Here is a 15,138-nt window from a genome sequence, read left to right on the forward strand (position 1 = left end):
GGTCAACCGGTGACGGAGCGTGCGACGCGGAAGCCCACGTCGTCGGTCTGGAACGTGGGATGGCTGCGGCGGCGCACCGAGGCCCGGCAGCTCCAGTGCTCGTCGAACCACCCGCCGCCGCGCAGCACCCGGTAGGAGCCGTAGACCTCGGCGTCGTAGAGGTCCCAGCACCACTCCCAGACGTCGCCCAGCATGTCGTGCAGGCCCCACGCGTTGGGCCGCCTGCCTCCCACGTCCCGGATCGCCTCGCCGGAGTTGCCGCGGTGCCAGGCGATCTCGTCCAGCGGCCCGTACCGGGCGCCGGTCGTACCGGCACGGCAGGCGTGCTCCCACTCGGCCTCGGTCGGAAGCCGGTAGCCGCCGGAGGAGGCGTCCCACTCGACGTCCTCGGCGCCGCCGCCCAGGCGGTACGCGGGCGCCAGCCCCTCGCGCCGGGACAGGTCGTTGCAGAACCGGACGGCGTCCAGCCAGGAGACGCTCTCGACCGGCAGCAGATCCCCCCGCGCGGCGCTCGGCCGCCGGCCGGTGACCCGCGCGTACCCGGCCTGGGTGACCGGGACGGCGGCCAGCCGGTAGGGCGCGAGCTCGACCTGCCAGCTGGTCCGCGTCCGCCGGTCCGACAACGTCACGCGCCCCGGCGGAACGGCGACCATCTCGATTCCCGTGTCCGCGTCCATCGGCGGACGATCCTACCTGCGTCCCTCCCTGTCCCCGTGCGCGCGGGAAGTCCCGGAGACCTCGTCTCCGGGACTTCCGCGCTCCTTCGAACCATCACCGATTCGGGGTCACCCTCCGGCACCACCCCCGTTCCCCTCCTGACCTGATTGCCCTGGTGGGCCCGGATTCACCGGTGGAGCCGGCTGAGCCGGTTGCGCCGGCGCGGACGTGTCCGGCTGGGCGGGCCGCGGAGCCTCGGGCTCCACCGGCTGAGCACCGCCCCCCGGCTGGACGCCGCCATCGGGTTGGGTGCCGTTGCCCGGCTGGGCAGGGCCGGGCTGCGTTTCTCCGCCCGGCTGGGCGCCATTGGGCATAGGCCCCGCCGGCGCGTTGGGATCGACCTGCCCGTGCGGGTCCACGGACGTGCGGGGCACGGCCCCGTTCGGATCGGACGGGCCGGGCTTCGCCGAGTTCTGCGGCGCGGGGTACCCGGGCGATATGGGCTTGCGCGGGTCCGCCTGCATCGTGTCGTGCGGGTCGCGGGGAACCACGGCCTTGGCCACGTTCTGCTTCCTGAACCAGGTCCACGTCGGGCCGGTGTAGATCGCGTTCTTGGTGGAGACGTCCTTGTCCGGCGGCGTCAGCGGATTGCCGCAGTTGCACTTCACCACCGGGGCTCCGTTTCCGTCGACCAGCACGCCCATTCCCGCCTGCAGGACCGCCGGGCCGCCGGAGTCCTTTCCGTCCTTGTAGGAGTGGTTGGTGATCAGCGTGTCGCTCTGCAGGTGGGTCGGGGTCAGGCCCGAAAGGAATCCGCGGACCTCCCCCGGCTTGATGTGCTGCGCGCCGGCCCAGGCCCGTGCCTTGTCGGGGTTCGCGCTCAGGAATCTCGCCAGCTTGCCGGGATCGCATGTGGCCGCCTGCCCGGATCCGCCGTCGGAACCGGTGGCACCCTGCCCCTGGCTCTGGCCCTGAGGCTGGCTCTGGCCCTGAGGCTGGCCCTGGCTTTGAGGCTGGGGCTGCGGGGCTGCGGGTTTTCCGGGTGCGGGGGCGGCCTTCTTGTCGGTGCCGGCAACGTGGGTGTACGGGTCGGAGCCGGGAGTGCCCACCGTCATGCGGGTGATGGTCTCCGCGCTGGCGTCCCCGCTCATGACGTTCCAGGCGACGCCGACCGCACCGACCGCGACGAGTGCGGCGGCCGAGCCGATACCGAATTTCTGGGCGACATTCCGAGGACGGGCCGTGGGCACTGTGATTCCCTTCGGGCCTGGCTTGCTGGACACCCGTTTCGATGTCGCCTCAGCCCGATTTGTGCGTATTCAGCAGCCCATATACCGGCAAATTCCAGGTCAGTCCGGCAGTTCGGCGGGTTCGTCCAGGCGGCGCTTGTAGTAGGCCCAGGGCGAGTCGAAGTCGGAGGGGACGACAAGAACCCAGCCCTGTTCCTCCAAGAGGCGCCTGCGGCGGCGCGAGGGCCACCACAGCCGCCGGTGCTCCCACCGGTGGGCCGACGCCTCGACGAGGTGGAAGAGGTAGCCGTAGTCGACGGCGTGCCATCCGCGGGCGCCCTCCCTCGCCAGCGCGTCCATCTCGTTGAAGGCGTTCAGCGGCTTGAGCACCCTCCGGGCGGGGGCGTCGTCCGGTGCGGAGCCGTCGCGGCCGGCGGCCGGGGTGCCGAAGCGCTGCTGGGCGGCCTGGCGGCTGATGCCGAGCAGCCGTCCGAGGGTCTCCCAGCTGTGCCCGGCGGTGCGGGCGCCGGTGATCGACTGGCGCAGCAGCCTGCTGGTCTCCTCCGCGGCGACGCTCGACGCGGCGACCATGAGCAGATGGGCGTCCGGGTCGCTGTCGAGGCCCTCGCGTCCCTGGTCGGACGCGGTCAGCACGGCCTCGGCGACGGCCTCGCGGATGGCGCTCGCCCGCTCCTCGGGAAGGCGGCCACGGGACTCGCTCACCGGCGCTCCACGTCGCCATCGCCGCCGTCGGCGGTGGGCGGGAGCGGCTCCAACTCGTCCAGGCGGGCGGAGTCGGCGGCGGACACGCCCCCGGCACGGCGCGCCGCGGCGGCCGCCGTCGCCACCCCCACGACGAAGACCGCGAACGCGACGACGACGAACAGGACCCACAGCACGGTACTGCCGGACATGGCCTGCGCCACGAGCAGGAATCCCACCAGCGGCGTCAGGAGGGTCAGGGCCAGCAGCCCGGGGACGGGGGCGCGGGAGGTGTCACGGATCATGACGTCAAGGATTCCTTGACACCAGCACCATGTCAACACTTCCTTGACACCCGCTCGCGCCGCCGGGGCGTCAGGGGGCGTCGATGTTGGCCAGGTACGCCTCGTTCGCCTGGGCACCCGCGGCGGCGCCGGGCGGGACGAGCTGCTCCAGGCGCCTGAAGACCGACGCGTCCAGGGTCAGGTCGGCGGCCCCGGCGTTGGAGCGGGCGTTGGCGGCCCTGCGGGTGCCGGGGATCGGGAACGTGCCGCGGTCGATCAGCCATGCCAGGGCGAGCTGGGCGGTCGTGGCCCCGTGCTCGGCGGCCAGCCCGGCGACGGCGTCGGCGAGCGCGACGTTGCGGGCCAGGTTGCCGCCCTGGAAGCGCGGGTTGCCGCGCCGCCAGTCGGTCCCTTCGAGGTCGCCCGCCCCGCGGACCCGGCCGCCGAGGATGCCCCGGCCGAGCGGGCTGTAGGCGACGAACGCGACGCCCAGTTCCTCGCAGACCGGCAGCAGCTCCTTCTCGGGGGCGCGCTGGAACGGCGAGTACTCGGTCTGCAGGGCTCGCACGGGGTGGACGGCGTGGGCCCGGCGGAGGCTGGCCGCCGAGACCTCCGACAGGCCGTACCCGCCGATCTTGCCCTCCCGCACCAGCTCGGCGAGCGCCCCGGCGGTCTCCTCGATCGGGGTGGTGGGGTCGAGCCGGTGCAGGTAGTACAGGTCGACGTGGTCGGTCCGGAGCCGGGTCAGGCTGGCCTCCAGGGCGCGGCGGACGTACTCGGGACGGCCCAGCCCCGGGACCAGCATCCCGTTCCCGTCCTCGTCCCCGCCGAACTTGGTGGCCAGGACGATCTCGTCCCGGCGCCCGCCCAGCACCCGTCCGATCAGGCTCTCGCTGGTGCCGTCCCCGTAGATGTCGGCGGTGTCGACGAACGTGACGCCCGCGTCCACCGCCGCGAGGAGGGTGGCGGCGGCCTCGTCCCCGGTCACGCTCCCGTAGATGCCGGGCGCCAGGGTCATCGCGCCGAAACCCAGGACCGACGCCCGCGGCCCGTCCGTTCCAAGACTGCGATAGCGCACGAAAAGGTCACCTCTCCCTTGTGGGTTCTCTTGCTCGGTGTGCCTCCACCCTGCCCGGGAGCGCGCGGGCCGGACAGGGGCCGCCGATGGCTAGGATCCGCAGGGCTAGGCAGGGCACGGCAGACTGGGATCATGGCGACGCGTGAACTGGCCGACTTCCTGCGCTCCCGGCGCGACCGGATCAAGCCGACGGCGGTGGGCCTGCCCGGCGGCGGGCGCAGGCGGGCGCCGGGGCTGCGGCGCGCGGAGGTGGCTTTGCTGGCCGGGATCAGCCCGGACTACTACATGCGGCTCGAACAGGGCCGCGGCATCCGCCCCTCCCCCTCGGTGCTGGAGGGGCTCGCGCGCGCCCTGGGCCTGGACGCCGACGAGCGCGACCACCTCTACCGGCTGGCGCGCTCGGCGCCGTCGCCGGCGCGTCTCCCGGCCGACGGGCCGGTTGAGGCCGGGGTTCGGCGGCTGCTGGAGGCGATCGATCCCGTCCCGGCGTACGTGCTCAACTGCAGGCTGGACGTGCTGGCCTGGAACCCGACGGCGGCGGCGCTGATGTGCGAGCTGGCCGAGCTGCCCGCGCCGCGCCGCAACATGCTCCGGTACGTCTTCGGCGATCCGCGGGCCCGCGACTTCTACGTGGAGTGGGAGAAGGTGGCCCGGCACGGCATCGCGCAACTGCGCACCGCGACCGGCATCGATCCCGGCGACCCGGCGAACGAGGCGCTGATCGGTGAGCTGGCGGAGGGCAGCGCGCAGTTCCGCGACTGGTGGCGGCGGCAGGACGTCAAGGGGCCGGGCCTGGGCCGCAAGGAGTACCGGCACCCGCGCGTGGGGCGGCTGTCCCTGGACTACGTCGGGATGGTCCTCCCCAACACGCTGGAGCACCAGTTCGTGACGCTGACGGCGCTGGAGGGCAGCGCGTCCCAGACCGCCCTGGAGAAGCTCGCCGAGGTGCCGGCTGCCCGGTGAGCGGAGGGCGCCCTCCTCCTCGGGGACGCCCGCCGCGCCGGTTCAGTGGATCCGCTGCGGGACGTCCCAGGGGTTGTCGTCGCGCAGCGGCGGGGGCAGCAGGTCCTGCGGCCAGTTCTGGTAGGTGACGGGGCGCAGGAACCGCTCGATCGCGGCCGTGCCGACCGAGGTGGTGGACGGCGTGGTGGTCGCCGGGAACGGGCCGCCGTGCTGCATCGCGTGCGTGACCGACACCCCGGTGGGCCACTGGTTCCACAGGACCCGGCCGCTGCGGTCGGCCAGCACCCCGGCCAGGGCGCCCAGTTCGGCGGACTCCTCCGGCTCGGCGTGCAGGGACGCGGTGAGCTGGCCGGGGAGCTTGGCGATCACCTCGGCCACGTCGCGCAGGCTCTCGTAGGTCACCACCAGGCCGAGCGGGCCGAAGCACTCCTGCCCGGCGGCCTCGGCGTCGGCGGCGAACGCGGCCAGGTCCATGGTCAGCAGCCGGGGCGCGGCGGAGGCGGTGTCGTCCGGCCAGACCACGCGGTCGACCCCGGGACGCTCCGCCAGGCGCCCGGCGGCGTCCAGGAACCCCGACTCGATCCGGTCGTTCAGCATCGGCGCCGCCGCGACGTCCTTCAGCAGCCCGGCGACGCGGTCGACGATGCCGCCGCCGGCGGGCGCGAACAGCAGCCCCGGGTTCGTGCAGAACTGGCCCGCGCCCTGCGTCACCGATCCGACGTAGCCCTGGGCGATCTCCTCGCCGCGGCTCTTGGCGGCCCCGGCCGTGACCACGACCGGGTTGGTGCTGCCCAGCTCGCCGTAGAAGGGGATCGGCGTCGGGCGCTCCGCCGCGATCCTGGCCAGGGCCAGCCCGCCGCGCTCGGAACCGGTGAAGGCCGCGGCGGCGATCCCCGGGTGGCGCAGCGCGTCCACGCCCTGCTGCTCGCCCTCGATGAGGCCGAACGTGCCGTCCGGGGCGCCGGCGTCCTTGAGCGCGCCGGCGACGATCTCGCCGGTGCGGCGCGACAGCCGCGGGTGGCCCGGGTGGGCCTTCAGCACGACCGGGCAGCCGGCCGCCAGCGCCGAGGCCGTGTCACCGCCCGCGACACTGAAGGCGAACGGGAAGTTGCTGGCCGCGAACACCAGCACCGGCCCCACCGCGGCGCGGTAGCGCCGCAGGTCGGGCCGCGGCCCGGTGGGCCAGCCGGGGTCGGGGCGGTCGATGCGGGCGTCGTAGAAGCCGGCCTCCTCGACCTGCCGGGCGAACAGCCGCAGCTGGAAGGTGGTGCGGGTCAGCTCGCCGTTCAGCCGGGTCTCCCCGAGGCGGGACTCGGAGTCGGCGAGCGCCACCAGTTCGGCGCGGGCCGCCTCCAGGGCGTCCGCGACCGCGTTCAGCGCCCGGGCCCTGTCCCGCGGCGGGGCCGCCGCCCAGTCCTCCGCCGCCGTGACGGCGGCGGACACCGCCGCGTCCGCCTCGCTCATGGATTGCTCCCTTCGTCGAACGTGGTCGCCGCCTTGATGATCACCAGTGCCACGATACCCAGCTCACAGGACGAAGCCCTCGGGGAAGGGGTCGGCGGGGTCGAGCAGGTAGTTCGCCGTGCCCGTGATCCAGGCGCGCCCGGTGAACTCGGGCACCACCGCGGGCAGCCCGCCGACCGTCGTGGTGCCGACCAGCCGCCCGGTGAAGCGGGTGCCGATGAACGACTCGTTCACGAACTCGGTGTGCAGCGGCAGCTCGCCGCGGGCGTGCAGCTGCGCCATCCGCGCGGACGTGCCGGTGCCGCAGGGCGAGCGGTCGAACCAGCCCGGGTGGATCGCCATGGCGTTGCGGGAGTGCCGGGCGTCCGATCCGGGCGCCAGGAACTGCACGTGCTTGCAGCCGCCGATCCCCGGGTCCTCGGGGTGGCGCGGCCGGTTCCGCTCGTTGATCGCGGCCATGATGTCCAGGCCCGCCCGCAGGATGTCGTCCTTGCGGGCCCGGTCGAACGGCAGCCCGAGCCGCTCCAGCTCGGTGACGGCGTAGAAGTTGCCGCCGTAGGCCATGTCGTAGCGCACCTCGCCGAGGCCGGGCACGGCGACCACCGCGTCCTGCTCGACGGCGAACGAGGGGACGTTGCGCAGGGTGACGTTCTCGGCCACCCCGTCGCGCACCGCCACGCGGGCCTCCACCAGGCCGGCGGGGGTGTCCAGCCGGACGAGCGTCTCCGGCTCGGTGACCTCGACCAGCCCGGTCTCCACCAGGACGGTCGCGACCCCGATCGTGCCGTGGCCGCACATCGGCAGGAACCCGCTGACCTCGATGTAGAGCACGCCCCAGTCGGCGTCGGGGCGCAGCGGGGGCTGCAGGATCGCGCCGCTCATCGCGCCGTGGCCGCGCGGCTCGTCCACCAGGAAGCGGCGCAGGCCGTCCAGGTGCTCCATCGCGTACCGCCGCCGCTCGGCCGCGGTGGCGCCGGGGATCGCCGCCACCCCGCCGGTGACCACGCGGGTCGGCATCCCCTCGGTGTGGGAGTCGACCGCGCTGATCGCACGGGCCGAGCGCATCAGGCGGCCCGCCGCTGGAGGGCCTCGATCGCGCGGGCCATGTCGGCGGTGACGCCCTCGCGGTGGGCGGCGGTGAGCGGGCCGCGGGGCGGGCGGCAGGGGCCGCCGTACCGGCCGACCTGGTCCATGCCGAGCTTGATGGCCTGGACGAACTCGGTGCGCGAGTCCCAGCGGAACGCGGCCACCAGCGGCTCGTACAGCGCCCTGGCCTCCTCCAGCCTGCCCTTGACGGCCAGGTCGTACAGTTCGGCGGACTCGGCCGGGAAGACGTTGGGGAATCCGGCGAACCAGCCGGTGGCGCCCATCAGCAGCGCCTCCAGGGTCACGTCGTCGGCGCCGGCCACCACCTCCAGGCCGGGGGCCTTCTCGCGGATCTCCAGGACGCGCCGCACGTCGCCGGAGAACTCCTTCACCGCGACGATGCCGTCGATCTGCGCGATCTCGGCGAGCAGGCCGGGGGTGAGGTCGACCTTGGTGTCGATCGGGTTGTTGTAGACCATGACCGGCAGCCCGGCCGAGGCGACCGCCTCGTAGTGGGCGATGACCTCGCCGGGGTTGGCCCGGTACATGGTGGGCGGCAGGCACAGCACGCCGTCCGCGCCGTCCTCGGCGGCCAGCTCCGCCCAGTGCTTGGCCTGGTGGGAGCCGGGGCCGTGCACGCCGACGACCACGACGCCGTCGGCTCCGACGGTCTCGACCGCGGTGCGGGCGACCCGGCGGCGCTCCTCGTCGGTGAGGGAGGAGTACTCGCCGAGGGAGCCGTTGGGGCCGACGCCGCGGCAGCCGTTGTCGACGAGCCAGCGGCAGTGCTCGGCGTACCGGTCGTAGTCGACCGCGAGCCCGGCGGGGGCGGAGGCGTCCTCGCGGTAGGGCAGGGCGGTGGCCACGATGACGCCGCCGAGGCCGCCGGCCTTCTTGTCGCCGCTCATTCTGCGCTCTCTTCCTGTTGCTCGTCGGGGACGGTGGCGGGGGCCGCAAGCTCGCCGAGCCGGATCGGCTGGGCGACGGGCCGGTGGTGGGGGTTCGCGGGGGCCAGCCCGGCGGCGGGGCCGCCGGTGGCGCCGGCGCCCAGGCGGGCCAGAAGCTCGGCGACGGTGGGCCCGCACACCCGCGCCTGGCAGGGGCCGAGACCGGCCCGGGTGCCGAGCTTGACCGTGCGGGCCGCGCTTCCGGCGGGCTGTCCCGCCGCGTCGCGGAGGGCGCCGTAGGAGGTCTCCTCGCACCGGCACACGACCGTGTCGGCGCGCAGCCAACCGGGCCAGGCGTCGCCGATCGGGTGGGCGGCGGCGAGGCGTGCGGCGAAGGCGCGGCCCTGGTCGCGGCGGCGGCGGGCGCGGTGGCTCTCGGGAGCGGCGGGCGTGCCGCCGGCGGCGAGCCATCCGGCCAGCAGGCCCTCGGCGCGGGCGGCCGGTGCCCCGGCGATGCCGGTGATCTCGCCCGCCGCGTACACCCGGGGGACGCTGGTGAGCTGGTCGTCGTCGACCCGGACGAACCGGCCGGCGGCCGGGCCCTCGGTCAGCGCGCAGCCCGCGGCGACGGGCAGCTCGAGCTGGGGCGAGAAGCCGTGGGAGACGCAGAGGGCGTCGGCCGGGACGGTCCGCTCGGTGCCGGGGACCACCGACCAGTCGGCGCGCAGCCGTGCGGTGACCACCTCCTCGACGCGGCCGTCGCCCCTGGCCTCGACGACGGCGCGGCCCGTCCGGTACGGGACGCGGTGCCGGGCGAGCAGGCCGGTGTACTCGGCGAGCTCGGCCGCCTTCCCGCCCTGGGAGGCCAGCTCCCAGGGGCGCCGCGCCCAGCCGCGCAGGACGGTCGGCGCCGGGCTGGCCTCCAGCACCTGCAGGACGCGCGATCCGGTCTCCAGCAGCGAGGCGGCCACGGGCAGCAGGAAGGGCCCGGAACCGGAGATCACGACCCGGTCGCCGACGGCGATCCGCTCGCCCTTGGCCAGGGCCTGGGCGGCTCCGGCGGTGAACACGCCGGGCAGCTCCCAGCCGGGGAACGGCAGCACCCTGTCGTGCGCGCCGGGGCCCAGGACCAGGGCGTCGGGGGCCAGGACGAGCCGTTCGCGCCCGTCGCCGTCGGCCGGGCCGCGCAGGGCGTGCACGCGCGGCGCCTCGGCGGCGCCGGGCTCGGACCGTTCCAGCGCCCATACCGCGGTCTCCGCCCACCACGCGCAGCGCGGATGGCCGAGCACGTGGCGGCGCAGCCGGTCGAACTCGCGCCAGCCGTGGTGGAGCCGTTCGGGGCGGCGGGCCCCGAACGCGTCCGGCAGCATCCGGTGGTACTGGCCGCCGGGCTGCTCGGCCGCGTCGACCAGCGTGACCCGCGCACCCGCGCGCAGGGCCGCGGCGGCTGCGGCCAGACCGGCGGGCCCCGCCCCGATCACGGCGACGTGCCTGGTCATCGACCCTCCCCCGGTTCGGCGCGGGTCTGGGTGGTGATCTCGTCGCCGTCGCGGGCGCGGCGGCGGCAGGCGCGCACGTCGCGCCGCCCGTTCACGGTGACCAGGCAGTCGAAGCACACGCCGATGCCGCAGAACACCCCGCGCGGCGTGCCCGACGGCCCCTCCCGCCAGGAGCGGCGGCCCGCCGCCAGGAGGACCCCGGCGATGGTCTGGCCCTCCACGCCGTCCACGGGACGGCCGTCGACCGTGACGCGAAGGGGGGTGTCGCCGCGTCCCACGGCGTCGTCTTCGGCGCGTACCAGCCGGGGGCTCATCCGATCTCTCCTTCGGGCACGCGGGGCCCGCTCGCGGCCAGGACGGCGGGACGGTCGACGCGGAACGGCCCGGGATCCATCGCCGGGGCGCGGCCGAGAAACAGGTCGGCCAGCAGCCGCCCGGTGCCCACCGACAGGCCGATCCCGGCGCCCTCGTGACCGGTGGCGTGCCACAGGCCGGGCAGCCGCGGATCGGCGCCGATCACGGGCAGGTGGTCGTCGACGTACGGGCGGAAGCCGCCGTAGGCGCGCATGACCGGCACGCCCGACAGCCCGGGGAACAGCCGCAGCGCCTTGCGCGCGACCACCGACAGGACCTCGGGGCGCAGCCGGTCGTCGAAGCCGACGCGGCGGCGGGAAGAGCCGAGCAGGATCGTCCCGGCGCGGGCGGACTCCACCACCGCCGAGGCCTGCAGGTCGCCGGCGCCGCTGCCGACCGCGCCCACGTAGTCGGCGTCGTAGACCTTGTGGAACACCGTCGGCGGCATCGGCGCGGTGACCAGCACCTCGCCGCGCCGGGGCCGCACCGCGACGGGGGCGCCGAGGCGGGCCGACAGCTCCCCGGCCCACGGGCCCGCCGCGTCGACGAACGCCTCGCCCTCGACCAGGCCCAGCGAGGTGCGCACGCCGGTGATCCGGCCGCCGCGCGCGACGGCGGACAGGACCTCGCAGCCGGTGCGGAGGACGGCCCCGGCGCGCAGCGCGTCCGCCAGCAGCACGGTCGCCGCGCCGGTGGGCTGGACCTGGGCGTCCTCGGGGTAGGCGACGGCGGCGGTGACGTCGCGGGTCAGGTGCGGCTCGGCCTCGGCCAGCGCGGCGGCGTCCAGGGGCTCGGCCCGCACGCCCGCCTCGCGCTGGGAGGCGGCGAAGCGCTCCAGCTCGCGGGCGCCGTCCTCGGTGGTGGCGACGACGATGCCGCCCTTGGGGTCCCACTCGGCCGCCCGCGCCGCCTCGGGCGCGCCGGATGCGCCGGACAGGTCGGACGTCTCGGCGAGCACCTCGGGCCACAGGCGGCGCGACAGCCGGGCCAGCTCCAGCTCCGGGCCCGGCCCCTTGTCGGAGACCAGGACGTTGCCCTCGCCGTGCGCGGTGGTCGCCGCCGCCGGGCCGCCCCGCTCGAGGACGGTGACGGCGCATCCGGCCAGCGCCAGCTCGCGGGCGCAGGCCGCGCCGACGATCCCGGCGCCCAGCACCACGACCCGCGTCGCGCGCACGGAAAGCCTCCCGAAATCGTTCGTTAAAGCGAACGATGCCGAGGGTAGGCGCACGTCCCGCGCCCTGTCAACGCGACCGGTCCGGCACCCCGCGGCGGGCGTTCAGGACGTGGCGGTCAGGCAGGCAGGATGCCTGGTCGAGGAGTGAAGCCGCTGGTCAGCACGGTACTGCAGGAGCAGGACCGAGCGGACCGCCCCCTCCAGAGCGGTGTAGCCGTGCGGCAGCCGGGCGTCGAAGCCGACGTAGTCGCCGGGGCCGAGCTCGACCTCCCGGTCGTCCACCCGAACGCCCAGCCGCCCGGCCTGCACGATCGTGTGCTCGATCCCGACATGGCCCAGCGAGTCCTGCCGGGAGCCGGCCCTGACCCGCTGGTCGTACACGTCGACGATCCCGTCGCCGGCCTCGATGCCGCGCAGCGGGCGCAGGTCGACGCCCTCACCGCGCAGCACCTCCACCTCGGCCGCCCGCACCACGGTCAGCCCGGCGGGGCGGCGGTGGTCCAGCAGGTCGGAGATGGGCACCTCCAGCGCGCGCGACAGGCTGAACACCGTCTCGATGGTGGGGTTGCCCGCACCCGCCTCCAGCTGGGACAGCGTCGCCTTGCCGATCTTGGAGCGGCGGGACAGCTCGGACAGCGACAGGCCCAGCTCGGTCCGCGCGCGCCGCAGGTTGGCGGCCAGCATGTCGCGCACGGACGGGACCGGTGCGCCGGTCGCGATCTCCGCGCCCGCCTCTGTGCCGCCGCCCTCTCCGCCGCCGACCTCAGTCATGCGCCCTCCGCGCTCTCACCGACGGGTTCACCCTACGGCTCGCTCGAGAATGTTCGCTGTTGTTCGCTTTACCGAACGAGGATACAAGCCCTGTCCGCGCGCCGCCGCGCTCCCCCGTCACGTCCCCGTCCACACGGTCCGGACCGGAGACCGGCGACCCCGTACCCCGTCCCACCTTGACTTATGCTAAACCTACCTGAAATATAGGAAATACCGACGAGAGGCCCACCATGCCCACCACCCTGTCCACCGGCGTGCCCGCACGCCTTCTCCCGGCACGTTCCCGCGGGCCGCGCGCCCGCCGGTCGCGCCTCGCCGCCTGCGCCGCCGCGGCCGTCCTCCTGCTGGGCCCGCTCGCCTCCGCCTGCGGCGGATCCGCGACGGCCGGCGGTTCGGGCTCCGGCGGCGGGCCCGTGCTCAAGCTCAAGGACCCCGGCAACGAGGGCGTGCTCGCCTACGCCAAGCGCGAGGGCATCTTGGAGAAGCGGCTCGAGGCCGTGGGCGCCAAGGTGCAGTGGGGCGGCACCTACGCCTCGTTCACCGCGACGATCGACGCCGTGCGGTCCCGTTCGGTGAACGTCCTGGAAGGGGCCGTCTCCCCCGCGCTCGGCTACCTGTCCAACAGCCGCGACATCAAGATCTTCGCCTTCACCGACCCGGTCACCCACGCGTCCGCGCCCCGCGAGGACGGCCTGGTCGTGCCGCCCGACAGCCCGCTGAAGAACATCCGCGACCTGGTCGGCAAGAAGGTCGCGGTCAACAAGGGCGGGCGCGGGGAGTACCTGCTGCTGCTCGCCCTCGAACAGGCAGGGATCCCCGTCGACAAGGTCCAGCGGGTCTACCTGAACCCCGACCAGGGCGCCTCGGCGTTCGCCACCGGCAAGGTCGACGCCTGGTGGGCGATCGTCCGCGCCTACCCCGAGGTCGTCGCCAAGGGCGCCCGCGTCCTGGTGAACGGCCGAAGCCTGCCCGACAAGGACCTCAACATCTGGGCGGCCCGCACCGAACTGCTCGAGCAGCACCCCAAGGTCGTGCAGACCTTCCTCGACGTGCTGCGCGAGCTGGGCGAGCAGGAGAAGCGCGAGCCGGAGAAGTTCCAGAACGTCTTCCTCAAGAAGGGCCCGACCGCGGTCACCGGGGCACGGCTGGCCGAGGACATCGAGAAGGCGCGGCACGGCAACGTCCCGCGCTACGCCGGCAGCGCCGACGGCCCCTACGTGAAGGCGGTCGGCGACCTGTTCCGCAAGTACGGGGTGATCTCCACCGAGGTCCGCCCCGACCAGGTGATCTTCGATCTGCGGGCCGTCCCCGCCCGCTCCCCCGCCTCGGGCTCCCCGGGAACGGCGTCATGACCGTCGACCGGATCGAGGCGGTCTCCGCCGCCGGGAAGCGCGCGGCCAGGGCGGACGCCCGGCCGGAGGCGGGGCTGGAGACCCCGCCGCGGCTCGGCACTCGGCGGCGCCACCCGGCGCTGTCGCTGGCCGTGCGCGCGAGCGTGCCGCTGCTGCTCCTGGCCGCGTGGTGGTACGGGTCGTCGTCCGGGCGCATCCCCGCCGACGTGCTCGCCGGGCCCGGCGCGGTGGCCGGGGCGTTCGGGGAACTGGTGTCCACCGGGCAGCTGGCCGACTTCCTCGTGGCCTCGGCGCGCCGCGCGGCGCTCGGCGTGCTGGCCGGGGCCGGGCTGGGCCTGGTGCTGGGGGTGGCGGCGGGGCTGTCCGCGCTCGGCGAGGAGCTGATCGACCCGACCCTGCAGATGAAGCGGGCGGTGCCGTTCCTGGCCCTGGTCCCGCTGTTCATCTCCTGGTTCGGGGTCGGCGAGACGTTCAAGATCGTGCTGATCGCGGTGGCGACGCTCGCCCCCGTGTACGCCTACACCTACCTCGGCGTGCGGAGCGTGGACCGCAAGGTGGTCGAGGCGGCCCGCGGGTTCGGGCTGCGCGGGCTCCGGCTGGCCGCGGCGGTGGTCGTCCCGTCCGCGCTGCCCAGCATCCTGATGGCGCTGCGGATCGGGCTGTCGGTCTCGCTCACCGGGCTGATCGCCGCCGAGCAGATCGGCGCCACCGAGGGGATCGGCTACCTGGTGACGCTGGCGCAGCAGTACTACCGCAACGACTACATGGTCCTGTGCATCCTGATCTACGCGCTGCTCGGGCTGGTCATCGACCTGGCGATCCGCGGCCTGGAACGGCTGGCGATGCCCTGGCGCGGGCAGGTGGCGGCCCGATGAGCGGCACGACCGCCGGGCCCGTCCGGGACGGGGACCTGGCCGTGCGGGTGCGCGGGCTGCGCAAGGCGTTCGGCGACAGGACCGTCCTGGACGGCGTCGACCTGGACATCCGCCGCGGCGAGTTCTTCGCGCTGCTGGGCCCCAGCGGCACCGGCAAGACGACGCTGCTGCGCGTGCTGGCCGGGCTGGAACGTTCCGACTCAGGCACGGTGCTGACCGCCCCGCGCCGCACCACCGTGTACCAGGAGCCGCGGCTCGTGCAGGCCCGGCGGGTGCTGGCCAACGTGACGCTGGGCCTGCCGCGCTCGTCGCGCCAGGCGGGCCGGCGGGCGCTGCGCGAGGTGGGGCTGGCGGGGTACGAGCGGGCCTGGCCGGCGACGCTGTCGGGCGGCGAGGCCCAGCGGGTCGCGCTGGCGCGGGCGCTGGTCCGCGACCCGCAGGTGCTGCTGCTGGACGAGCCGTTCGCCGCCCTGGACGCCCTGACCCGGCTGCGCATGCAGGACCTGGTGGCCGAGCTGTGCGCGCGGCACCGCCCCGCGGTGGTGCTGGTCACCCACGACGTCGACGAGGCGCTGCGGCTGGCCGACCGGGTCGCGGTGCTGCGCGACGGCGCGTTCGCCGCCGACCGCGTCATCGACCTGCCGCAGCCGCGCGACCGCGACGACCCCGCCCAGGTCGAGCATCGCCGCTCGTTCCTGTCCCACCTCGGCGTCGCCGCCCCGGCCGCGCCCTGAACCCCTTCCTTCCCTTCCTTTCCGTCCCA

Annotated in this window: 16 protein-coding genes; 4 read left to right on the top strand and 12 right to left on the bottom strand. The window is 75.0% G+C overall.

The genetic code is table 11. The features are described 5' to 3' along the window. Positions 1–2: 2 nt before the first annotated feature. The 5 genes from ACZ466_RS50635 to ACZ466_RS50655 form a co-directional block, all read right to left on the bottom strand. The gene (locus ACZ466_RS50635) at positions 3–677 is read right to left on the bottom strand and encodes a formylglycine-generating enzyme family protein (RefSeq protein WP_378281143.1); all 675 of its coding nucleotides are present in this window, start codon (positions 675–677) and stop codon (positions 3–5) included. 108 nt (positions 678–785) lie between these two features. Further along, entirely contained in the window at positions 786–1,907 is a 1,122-nt protein-coding gene (locus tag ACZ466_RS50640) for a DUF6777 domain-containing protein (RefSeq protein WP_378281144.1), read from the bottom strand. Between the two features lie 99 nt (positions 1,908–2,006). Further along, a complete protein-coding gene (locus tag ACZ466_RS50645) occupies positions 2,007–2,609 on the bottom strand; it encodes a hypothetical protein (protein ID WP_378281145.1) in 603 nt (200 codons plus the stop codon). After that, positions 2,606–2,893, bottom strand: a complete 288-nt coding sequence (locus tag ACZ466_RS50650; RefSeq protein WP_378281146.1) for a hypothetical protein — start codon at positions 2,891–2,893, stop codon at positions 2,606–2,608. The genes ACZ466_RS50645 and ACZ466_RS50650 overlap by 4 nt, the downstream gene beginning before the upstream one ends. A 70-nt stretch (positions 2,894–2,963) precedes the next feature. Beyond that, positions 2,964–3,950, bottom strand: coding sequence for an aldo/keto reductase (locus ACZ466_RS50655; protein WP_378281147.1), 987 nt, complete (start codon positions 3,948–3,950; stop codon positions 2,964–2,966). Between the two features lie 132 nt (positions 3,951–4,082). Between ACZ466_RS50655 and ACZ466_RS50660 the strand changes: the two genes are divergently transcribed. Next, a complete protein-coding gene (locus ACZ466_RS50660) occupies positions 4,083–4,913 on the top strand; it encodes a helix-turn-helix transcriptional regulator (protein ID WP_378281148.1) in 831 nt (276 codons plus the stop codon). A gap of 42 nt (positions 4,914–4,955) precedes the next feature. On the opposite strand, the gene ACZ466_RS50665 is transcribed toward ACZ466_RS50660, so the two are convergent. The 7 genes from ACZ466_RS50665 to ACZ466_RS50695 form a co-directional block, all read right to left on the bottom strand. Further along, on the bottom strand, positions 4,956–6,377 hold the full coding sequence (locus tag ACZ466_RS50665) for an aldehyde dehydrogenase (NADP(+)) (RefSeq protein ID WP_464042185.1): 1,422 nt from the start codon (positions 6,375–6,377) through the stop codon (positions 4,956–4,958). A 63-nt stretch (positions 6,378–6,440) separates the two neighbouring features. Continuing rightward, on the bottom strand, positions 6,441–7,442 hold the full coding sequence (locus tag ACZ466_RS50670) for a proline racemase family protein (RefSeq protein WP_378281150.1): 1,002 nt from the start codon (positions 7,440–7,442) through the stop codon (positions 6,441–6,443). Beyond that, positions 7,442–8,371, bottom strand: coding sequence for a dihydrodipicolinate synthase family protein (locus ACZ466_RS50675; RefSeq protein WP_378281151.1), 930 nt, complete (start codon positions 8,369–8,371; stop codon positions 7,442–7,444). The genes ACZ466_RS50670 and ACZ466_RS50675 overlap by 1 nt, the downstream gene beginning before the upstream one ends. Continuing rightward, positions 8,368–9,849, bottom strand: a complete 1,482-nt coding sequence (locus tag ACZ466_RS50680; RefSeq protein ID WP_464042188.1) for an FAD/NAD(P)-dependent oxidoreductase — start codon at positions 9,847–9,849, stop codon at positions 8,368–8,370. Before ACZ466_RS50680 ends, ACZ466_RS50675 begins: the two co-directional genes overlap by 4 nt. Beyond that, positions 9,846–10,163, bottom strand: coding sequence for a (2Fe-2S)-binding protein (locus ACZ466_RS50685; RefSeq protein ID WP_378281153.1), 318 nt, complete (start codon positions 10,161–10,163; stop codon positions 9,846–9,848). Before ACZ466_RS50685 ends, ACZ466_RS50680 begins: the two co-directional genes overlap by 4 nt. After that, a complete protein-coding gene (locus ACZ466_RS50690) occupies positions 10,160–11,377 on the bottom strand; it encodes an NAD(P)/FAD-dependent oxidoreductase (protein WP_378281154.1) in 1,218 nt (405 codons plus the stop codon). The genes ACZ466_RS50685 and ACZ466_RS50690 overlap by 4 nt, the downstream gene beginning before the upstream one ends. A gap of 102 nt (positions 11,378–11,479) precedes the next feature. Further along, positions 11,480–12,148 (bottom strand): helix-turn-helix domain-containing protein, encoded by a 669-nt coding sequence (locus tag ACZ466_RS50695; protein ID WP_378281155.1) that lies wholly within the window; start codon positions 12,146–12,148, stop codon positions 11,480–11,482. A 230-nt stretch (positions 12,149–12,378) separates the two neighbouring features. Here ACZ466_RS50695 and ACZ466_RS50700 point away from each other — a divergent pair, with 230 nt between their 5' ends. The 3 genes from ACZ466_RS50700 to ACZ466_RS50710 are packed head-to-tail and all read left to right on the top strand — an operon-like array spanning position 12,379 to position 15,109. Next, on the top strand, positions 12,379–13,500 hold the full coding sequence (locus ACZ466_RS50700; protein WP_378281156.1) for an NrtA/SsuA/CpmA family ABC transporter substrate-binding protein: 1,122 nt from the start codon (positions 12,379–12,381) through the stop codon (positions 13,498–13,500). After that, positions 13,497–14,375, top strand: coding sequence for an ABC transporter permease (locus tag ACZ466_RS50705; RefSeq protein WP_378281157.1), 879 nt, complete (start codon positions 13,497–13,499; stop codon positions 14,373–14,375). Before ACZ466_RS50700 ends, ACZ466_RS50705 begins: the two co-directional genes overlap by 4 nt. Beyond that, entirely contained in the window at positions 14,372–15,109 is a 738-nt protein-coding gene (locus ACZ466_RS50710) for an ABC transporter ATP-binding protein (protein WP_378281158.1), read from the top strand. Before ACZ466_RS50705 ends, ACZ466_RS50710 begins: the two co-directional genes overlap by 4 nt. Positions 15,110–15,138: the final 29 nt, after the last annotated feature.

Source organism: Actinomadura rugatobispora, assembly GCF_055379765.1.

Bases quoted from the DNA above. Each gene is read 5' to 3' on its own strand.
- ACZ466_RS50635 (WP_378281143.1), bottom strand. From the start codon at position 677: ATGGACGCGGACACGGGAATCGAGATGGTCGCCGTTCCGCCGGGGCGC.
- ACZ466_RS50650 (WP_378281146.1), bottom strand. From the start codon at position 2,893: ATGATCCGTGACACCTCCCGCGCCCCCGTCCCCGGGCTGCTGGCCCTG.
- ACZ466_RS50660 (WP_378281148.1), top strand. From the start codon at position 4,083: ATGGCGACGCGTGAACTGGCCGACTTCCTGCGCTCCCGGCGCGACCGG.
- ACZ466_RS50665 (WP_464042185.1), bottom strand. From the start codon at position 6,377: ATGAGCGAGGCGGACGCGGCGGTGTCCGCCGCCGTCACGGCGGCGGAG.
- ACZ466_RS50670 (WP_378281150.1), bottom strand. From the start codon at position 7,442: ATGCGCTCGGCCCGTGCGATCAGCGCGGTCGACTCCCACACCGAGGGG.
- ACZ466_RS50675 (WP_378281151.1), bottom strand. From the start codon at position 8,371: ATGAGCGGCGACAAGAAGGCCGGCGGCCTCGGCGGCGTCATCGTGGCC.
- ACZ466_RS50680 (WP_464042188.1), bottom strand. From the start codon at position 9,849: ATGACCAGGCACGTCGCCGTGATCGGGGCGGGGCCCGCCGGTCTGGCC.
- ACZ466_RS50685 (WP_378281153.1), bottom strand. From the start codon at position 10,163: ATGAGCCCCCGGCTGGTACGCGCCGAAGACGACGCCGTGGGACGCGGC.
- ACZ466_RS50695 (WP_378281155.1), bottom strand. From the start codon at position 12,148: ATGACTGAGGTCGGCGGCGGAGAGGGCGGCGGCACAGAGGCGGGCGCG.
- ACZ466_RS50700 (WP_378281156.1), top strand. From the start codon at position 12,379: ATGCCCACCACCCTGTCCACCGGCGTGCCCGCACGCCTTCTCCCGGCA.
- ACZ466_RS50705 (WP_378281157.1), top strand. From the start codon at position 13,497: ATGACCGTCGACCGGATCGAGGCGGTCTCCGCCGCCGGGAAGCGCGCG.
- ACZ466_RS50710 (WP_378281158.1), top strand. From the start codon at position 14,372: ATGAGCGGCACGACCGCCGGGCCCGTCCGGGACGGGGACCTGGCCGTG.